This is a genomic window from Ensifer sp. ENS07 (genome assembly GCF_014852185.1).
GTDB classification, from domain to species: Bacteria; Pseudomonadota; Alphaproteobacteria; order Rhizobiales; family Rhizobiaceae; genus Ensifer; species Ensifer adhaerens.
Genome location: NZ_JACVBE010000097.1, coordinates 1 through 253 on the forward strand (window position 1 = coordinate 1; position 253 = coordinate 253).

General features: G+C 56.9%; 1 pseudogene. It reads right to left on the bottom strand.

Features of this window, described 5'->3' with window-relative positions:
- Positions 1-253: pseudogene (locus IB277_RS37810) on the bottom strand (ISNCY family transposase); the annotation flags it as partial.

Genomic DNA, 253 nt, shown 5'->3' on the forward strand with positions numbered 1-253 from the left:
GGACTCGTTTGTCATTGAGATCATGAAGCAATTCGCCGATCGCCGCATTGACCTCGGCCAAGCTATAGAAGATGCGATGGCGCAGCCGGCCCAATAGCCAGCGTTCGACGATACGAACCGCAGCTTCACAGATGATGTCGATATTGAGTTCATAGAGCGCCCGTCCGAACTGCGTCAGGCCGCTTGTCCGGTCTTTCTTCGACGCATGGAGCGAGCGGAAAACGCCGTGCTTGTCGCTGTAGAAGGCCAGCGG